Source organism: Stenotrophomonas sp. STEN029 (assembly GCF_056760015.1).
The window spans coordinates 1-7,069 of the sequence record NZ_JBRREC010000144.1 but is presented as its reverse complement, the minus strand read 5'-3'; the positions used below and the strand labels follow the sequence as shown (position 1 = coordinate 7,069).

At 63.1% G+C, this 7,069-nt stretch carries 5 protein-coding genes; 1 reads left to right on the top strand and 4 read right to left on the bottom strand.

Annotated elements, in window-relative coordinates:
* Positions 1 to 152: 152 nt before the first annotated feature.
* From ACVOLI_RS19905 to ACVOLI_RS19895, 3 genes are read right to left on the bottom strand one after another with little or no spacing between them, the layout of a single operon-like run.
* On the bottom strand, positions 153 to 2,594 hold the full coding sequence (locus tag ACVOLI_RS19905; protein WP_481615704.1) for a TonB-dependent receptor: 2,442 nt from the start codon (positions 2,592 to 2,594) through the stop codon (positions 153 to 155).
* A gap of 36 nt (positions 2,595 to 2,630) precedes the next feature.
* Positions 2,631 to 3,818 carry an SO2930 family diheme c-type cytochrome gene (locus tag ACVOLI_RS19900; protein WP_481615703.1) on the bottom strand — a complete coding sequence of 396 codons (1,188 nt, stop codon included), beginning with the start codon at positions 3,816 to 3,818 and terminating at the stop codon, positions 2,631 to 2,633.
* A 9-nt stretch (positions 3,819 to 3,827) separates the two neighbouring features.
* Entirely contained in the window at positions 3,828 to 5,063 is a 1,236-nt protein-coding gene (locus ACVOLI_RS19895; protein ID WP_481615702.1) for a parallel beta-helix domain-containing protein, read from the bottom strand.
* 117 nt (positions 5,064 to 5,180) lie between these two features.
* Between ACVOLI_RS19895 and ACVOLI_RS19890 the strand changes: the two genes are divergently transcribed.
* Positions 5,181 to 6,218, top strand: coding sequence for an AraC family transcriptional regulator (locus tag ACVOLI_RS19890; RefSeq protein WP_481615701.1), 1,038 nt, complete (start codon positions 5,181 to 5,183; stop codon positions 6,216 to 6,218).
* Positions 6,219 to 6,274: 56 nt separating this feature from the next.
* Here the strand turns inward: ACVOLI_RS19890 and ACVOLI_RS19885 are convergent, their stop codons facing one another.
* Positions 6,275 to 6,658, bottom strand: a complete 384-nt coding sequence (locus ACVOLI_RS19885; protein WP_057629049.1) for a RidA family protein — start codon at positions 6,656 to 6,658, stop codon at positions 6,275 to 6,277.
* Between the last annotated feature and the right edge of the window lie 411 nt (positions 6,659 to 7,069).

Genomic DNA, 7,069 nt, shown 5'->3' with positions numbered 1-7,069 from the left:
TTTTTTTTGGTGTTTTTATTGTTTGGTTTTTTGGTTTGCTTTGTTGGGTTGGGTTTTTCGGGTTTTTGCGTTTGGGTTTTTGGGGTGGGCTCTACCGAACTGCCCTCCTCCCCATCTCCTGAGAACGAGGGCTTTGAGCAAGAGCAACTTCTTTAGAACTTCACGGTCATTTCCAGGCCGTAGGTGCGGGGGTCGGTGATGGTTGCGCCGACTACGCCCAGCGGATCGCGTCCGTAGGTGTTCAGGCCGCGGACGTACTGCTTGTCGAACACGTTGTTGGCGTACACCGCCCAGTTCCAGTGCTTCAGCGGCGAGGTCCAGCCAATGCGTACGTCGGTGCGCTGCTGTGATTCACCGATGTTGAGCACCTTGCTGATGCCGCAGTCACCCTGCAGGTCGGAACCTGCGTTGCAGCGCTGCGCGCCACGGTAGGCATGGCGCAGCGAGAAGCGCAGCTGGCCGTTGCCGCCAAGGTCGGCCACGTACACCGCACCCGCCGAGGCGGTGAAGCGCGGTTCACCGGTCGGTGCACCGTCAAGATCCACACCTTCCGGTGTCACGTAATTCTTGTACTTGGAATCGATCCATTCAGCCGCCGCATCCAGGGTCAGACCATCGGAGACCTTCCAGCGCATGTCGAAGTCCACACCGGTGGCCTGCAGATCGCTGGTATCGAATACGTAGACCGGGATATCGACCGGATTGTTCGGATCCGGATCGATCAGGCGGATCGCCTGGCGGTTGTCGTACTGGTAATGGAAGACAGAGACGTTGTAGGAGAAGCGATCGAAGCTCTGCTTCAGGCCGACTTCCAGATTCCACACATCCTCGTTCTCGAACGCCGGACCGATCTGCAGCGCGTTGAAGCCACCGGCCTTGTAGCCCTTGGCCAGCGAGCCGAACACCATGGTGTCGTCATTGAGGTGGTAGTCGACGACGAAGCGCGGGCTCCAGTCACTCCAGCTCTTCTTGTCGCGCACCAGCTTGCCCTTGTTGACCATGGCCGGCGGGTCGATGAAAGCCATGTCGAAGGTCAGCAGCTCGCGGGTGATCGGGATGCCCATGCCGGCCAGCGCCTGGAAGAAGCCCAGTGCCTCCAGCGTACCGAGCTTGGCCTCGAGGCCGGGCGCATTGCGCGTTCCGTTGAGCCAGGTGAAGTCCTTCTCGTCGCGGGTGTAGCGCAGGCCGAAGGTCAGGTTGAGGCGATCGGTGGCCTTCCAGATCACATCACCGAAGGCGGCGTACGAGGTGGTGTCCAGCGTGTTGCTGAAGCGCTCGTTCCATTTCTCCCCGACCAGCGAAATCGGGATGCCGTTCATCTGCGCCAACAACGAGGTGAACCCAAACAGGCTGCCATCAGGGGTTGGTGCAATACCCATGTTGCGTACGATGTTGTCCACCGCCTCGGTATTGGTGTTGACCTCGCTGGTCTGGCGCGCGTCCTCGTTGAAGTAGCTGGCGCCGGCCACCCAATCGAAGCGTTCATTGCTGCCGGAGAACTTGAACTCCTGATAGAAGGTCTCGTTGTTCTCGGTGTTCTTCGAGTCCACGTACAGGTCGAAACGGTTGGTGCCGTCTTCCTCGGTGTGGTTGGTGGAGTCGTACTTGCGCCAGGAGCTGGTGGAGGTGAAATTGCCCCAGGACAGCGCGTGGTCGATGATCAGGCTGACGCCGTCGAAGGTGCGCCATTCCGCATTGTCGGCATCGCTGTAGGTCTTGATCTTGCGCGGGTCCAGATAGTCGTCCGGGTCCACCGGTACTGGCGGCCGCGCCGGATAGGCCGGCAACGGCACGATGCCGGTGGTGACGCGGCCGTTCTGGTCCAGGCTTTCGTGGTCCCAGGTGATGTAGGCGGTGGTGTTGTCGCCGAAGCGGCTCTGCCAGGCTGCGCGGGTGGCCCAGACATTCTCGCCGCCCAGGTCCTTGCCGCTGGCGCCGTCCTGGAACCAGCCATCGCTGGTGTTGATCAATGCGTTGAAGCGCAGCGCCGAGCTGTCACCGGTCGGGATGTTCCACATCGCATCGGCGTACTTCTTGCCGTAGTTGCCTACGCGCACGGTGGCGCGCGCCTCGGTCTCAGCCTGCGGGCGCCGGGTCACCAGCGAGATCGCACCGGCAGCGGTATTGCGGCCGAACAAGGTGCCCTGCGGGCCCTTCAACACTTCGATGCGTTCCACATCGACGAAAGGCAGCAGCACGCCGCCGCCTCGCCCGCCGTAGACGCCGTCAACGAAGATGCCTACCGCCGGATCGGTACCGATACCGAAGTCGTCGGTCTCCACGCCGCGCAGCCGGAACGATGGCTGGGTCGGCTGCACCGCGCTGATCACCAGTCCCGGCACCAGCGAGTCGATGTCGCCAAGATTCTCGGCGGCCACGTCGTTGAGCAGGTTCTGATCGACTACCTGCAATGCGATCGGCACATCCTGTATTTCCTGCTGCCGGCTCTGCGCGGTGACGGTGATGCGATCAAGCGTGGTGGCAGCATCCTCCGTCGCCGACTGTGCCATTGCCGGGGCAACTGCCCCCACCACCATCAGCCCGGCCAAGGCCCGCTGCAGTCCGACTACCAGATTCCGTTGCTTCACTCGCATCGCGTTCTCTCCCACGCAGTGAGGTGTATGCCGGCGTCAGACCGCCGGCGGGCCCGTGTTGCCGGGCTGGCCTTCGCCAGCCGTGTCGCAGTTTGTTTCCAGCGCGTTGATCCATTCCCGGATCAAGGTCACGCCTTCGCGGTGCACCACCGCCCGCCCAACCTCGGGCATCATCACCGCCGGGTCATCACTGTCCATGCGGTAGGCGATGATCGAGGCATCCGCATCACCCGGCTGGATGTCGTAGCGGCGGTTGCCAGTGCCCTTGCCCGCTGCGATCGGCTGCTTGCACATCCCCAGCTTCAGGTGATCCCGGGTGGGTGCGTCCAGCCAAAGGCCGGAGGTGATGGCCGGGCCGGTGCGGCTATGGCAATGGCCACAGTTCACGTCCAGATAGGCACGTGCACGCGCTTCCAGCGGCGCGGCGGGATCAGTGGCATCGGCCGCGCGTGGCAGCTGTGCCGGTGCAGGCAGGTCTTTCAGATAGCCGAGTTTGACCAGATGCGCGAGCTGGTTGTCGTGGCCGCTGAGATAGTCGAAATCGCGATTGAGGTTGCGCGCCTTGGGACCGATCGGCAGCAGCTTACGCGAGCGGTTGTCGGTGATATGGCAACCACCGCACTGGTTCTGGTCCGGCACCTGGTAGGCAAGTGCTTCACGCGAGCCATCCGCGGCAACCAGCTCCAGATCCACGCTGGCGCCGGTGCGTTGCAAGGTCGCCTCGGTCTGCTGCGGGTTCCAGACATAGGGCAAGGCCACCCAGCCTTCCTTGCGGTGGACCAGCAGCCGGGTCTCGATCAGCCGCACCTTGGACAGGTCCAGGCTCTCCTCATGTAACGAGGACTGCGATGGCGGCGTACGCGCCACCGACGTTCCATCAGCAGCACCTGTGGCCGGCAGCGGATAGTAGAAGGTTTTGCTGAGGATGGTGCCGACCGGGAAGTCGAAGGCGTGCTCCGGCTGGTAGCCGGCGGCCTGACCCTTGGGCATCCACACCGTGCGCAGCTTGTGCGCGTAATCACTGAACAGCGGCGTGTTCAGGTCGTACAGTACGACGCCTTCATTGAGTGTCAGTTTGCCATCGCGGATGCGCAGCACATGCCACTCATCCAGCGTCGCCGGCTGGCCCTGCTCGAAAAAATGCACCGCAGCCGGTTTGCCGCAGCCCACCAGCATCAGCAGGGCGCTGAACAGCACGATCACCCGCACCATCAGATTGCGCATGCCAGGACCTCAACCACGCTTCAGATCAATGGCCGGCAGCCGCGGCAGATCACATTCAAATGGCTTGGCATCCTTGCTCGGGTTCTTGTAACCGCCAGGGCCATCGGCGTTGACCACGCCACTGACATTGCGCAGGCAGATCTGTGGGCCAAGCTTGACCCCGTCCACCATCCGCTCCTTGTTGTAATAGCCATCCCACAGCACGTCCGGGAAGTTGCCGGTCAGGCCATACATCGCCACCTTCAAGGCCTTCAGATCCAGTCCGTCGGGCGAATCACCGCCGCCGGACAAGGTGTTGTTGTGGATGTAGATGCGTTCCGGATACGGATCGAAATTGGGCGAGGCACTGCTGTCCTTGTAGCCGGTGGAATACACGCTGGAGACGATGATGTTGGTGGTGGCGTTGTCGCGCACCTCGTTGTCGAATACCTCGATGTCATCGTTGGAGTTGATGACGATGCCCGAACCGGCAGGCACGCTGGCCACCGGCGTGCCCTTGGCACCGAAATTCTCGTGGTTGTTGGCGATGACCTTGTTGTTGAACACACGGATATTGCCTCCCTGCTGCGACAGGCCCGGCATGTTGAACACCAGGATGCCGCCGGTGTTGCCGGTGGCGACGTTGTCGTACACGTCGGCGTTGCGGGTGTTCTCGACTTCGATACCGGCCACGTTCTGCTCGGCACGGCTGTTGCGCACGATCACCCCATCGGACTGGCCGACGTAGATGCCGGCATCGGAGGCACCGATGGAAATGGTGTTCTCGATCAGTACGTTCTTGGTCAGTACCGGGTAGATGCCATAGGCGCCGTTCTTGGTGCTGGGGCCGCCGCTCCACTGCACCTTTACTCCACGGATGGTGATGTTCTCCGACTCGCTGATCTTCAGCCCGTCGCCCTTGGAGTCCTCGATGGTGAGGTTCTCGATGGTGAAGTTGTCGCCGTTGACCAGCAGCCCTTCGGCACCGGCCTTCTGCCCCTTGAAGCTGAGCACGGTCTGGTCCATGCCGGCGCCACGGATGGTCACGCCATCGGCGCGCAGGCTCAGGCTGCGCTCGAACTGGTGGCGACCGGCCGGGATGTCGATCACGTCGCCGGGCTTGGCGTCGAGCAGGCGCTCCTGCAGCGTGGCCGCGAATGCCCCGTCGGCCGCAGCCACGCTTGGTGCCTGTTCGGCCTGCTTCTGGCAGCCGACGACCATGACGGCCAAGGTGGCGGAAACCGCCCAGGTGATGCTGCGCTGCATGACGTGCTCCCATACGGTGGCAGATGTTGGGCGCAGTCTGGCCTTCAGGCAGTGTTCACGCGAAGGGCAAGAACGGCATACTTGGGGGGGCAAAGCGGACAAGCTGGAGGGGCTTGAATGCATCGCAGGATCAGCGGCGGCGACCGCCTGAGCATCGCCAACGTTCCAACCAACATGCTCTGTGGCCTGTTGCTGCTGGCTGAGCAACGCGGTGTCAGCAGCGACAACTGGTTCAATGGGCTGCAATTGAGCGCGGCGCAGCTCAACGATCCCAGTGCCCGCATTTCCTACCGGCAGGCAATCGAGGTGATACGCCGCGCCCTGCCCACCTTCCCCATCGACGGGGTCGGCCTGGCCATGGGCGGCAACCAGAACGGCGGCAACTTCGGCCTGCTCGGCTTGGCGATGAAGACCGCACGCACGTTTGGCGACGCGGTGCGGATAGGACTGGATTACCAGCGCAATCTCGGCCCGCTGATGAGCCTGGCCCTGGAAGACGGCGGCAGCGACAGCCTGGCCATCGTCGCTACCGCGCCGGATGAAGCCAATGATCTGCTGCAGTTCCTCTGCGAGGAGATGTTCTCCAGCATCGTGATGTTGGGCCGCGAACTGGCAGGCAACGCGTTCAGCCCACTGCGGCTGGAACTTGGCTATCCGGCACCGGCCTGCATCGACCAGTACCAGGCCTTGTTCCGCTGTGAGCTGCGCTTCAACCAGCCACGCCACGCCTTGGTATTGGAGCAGCGCTGGATGCAGCTGCCGTTCGCCAGCTACAACCCGGTGACGTCGCAGCAGGCGCTATCGATGTGCCACGCGCAACTGGCAACGCTGGCCTCGCGCGGCGAAACCACTGCTGCAGTCGAGCGCCAGCTGCGGCCGCGGCTGCGTGACAACCCGCAGATGAGCGAAATCGCGCTGGCCCTGCACCTCAGCGAGCGCACCCTGCGCCGGCAATTGGCCGACGAGGAAACCAGCTTCAGCGAGGTCCACGATCGCGTGCGCACCGAGCGCGCACTGGAACTGCTGCAGGACCCGGAGCTCGCCGTTGCCGCGATCGGTAACCAGCTGGGCTTCAACGACGCGCGCGAGTTCCGCCGCGCCTTCAAGCGCTGGACCGGGCAGACCCCGAGCGGAACCCGTTTGCCGCCAAACTGAAACGCAGATGCCCGGTTTCCCGGGCATCTGCTTCACCACCGGATTCGCGCTGGGGATCAGTCGATGATCATGATCGCGTCGACTTCGAACGCGGCGCCCTTCGGCAGGCCCGACACTTCGATGGTGGAACGGGCCGGGAACGGGGCCTGGAAGTACTCCTGCATGACCGCATTGACCTTGGCGAACTCGCCCAGGTCGGTCAGGTACAGGCCAAGGCGGACCATCTTGTCCAGCGAACCACCGGCTTCCTCGGCCACGGCCTTGAGGTTGTCAAAAGCACGACGGGCCTGCGCGGTGACGTCGCCAGCGACGATCTCGCCGGTCGCCGGGTCCAGCGGAATCTGGCCAGAGAAATACACGGTGTTGCCGGCGCGCACGGCCTGCGAGTACGGGCCGATGGCGGCCGGGGCGTTGGCGGTGTTGATGATCTGGCGGGACATGGACAGCTCCAGTCTGGAAAAAGGTGGGCCATTGTAGCGTCGCCAGCTTGGCGGGCAGCTGACCGGGCTGGGCTGGCCTTGATCAAAAAATCACCAGAGATCCGAAAGCGTTGCAGCACAAGGCCTGCAAAGGCTTATCCACAACTTGTAGGCATCACAGGGCACAAGCTGTGTGGATAGCCGCATGCAGGTAGCACCGAGCCATGCTCGGCTGGGGCCTTAGCGGCAGATTTGTGGGAGCGGCGTCAGCCGCGAAGCAGGTGATCCATCCAGCTAGCCAGCATGCCTGCTCGATTCATTGCTGCCAGCTTCGCGGCTGCCGCCGCGCCCACAAAACTGGCGCAAAGGCCCCCGCCCAGCCAGGCTCGGTGCTACCAGCATTCGGCGATCCACACACCATGTGCCCGGTGG

Bases quoted from the DNA above. Each gene is read 5' to 3' on its own strand.
- ACVOLI_RS19905 (WP_481615704.1), bottom strand. From the start codon at position 2,594: ATGCGAGTGAAGCAACGGAATCTGGTAGTCGGACTGCAGCGGGCCTTG.
- ACVOLI_RS19885 (WP_057629049.1), bottom strand. From the start codon at position 6,658: ATGTCCCGCCAGATCATCAACACCGCCAACGCCCCGGCCGCCATCGGC.
- ACVOLI_RS19890 (WP_481615701.1), top strand. From the start codon at position 5,181: ATGCATCGCAGGATCAGCGGCGGCGACCGCCTGAGCATCGCCAACGTT.
- ACVOLI_RS19900 (WP_481615703.1), bottom strand. From the start codon at position 3,818: ATGCGCAATCTGATGGTGCGGGTGATCGTGCTGTTCAGCGCCCTGCTG.
- ACVOLI_RS19895 (WP_481615702.1), bottom strand. From the start codon at position 5,063: ATGCAGCGCAGCATCACCTGGGCGGTTTCCGCCACCTTGGCCGTCATG.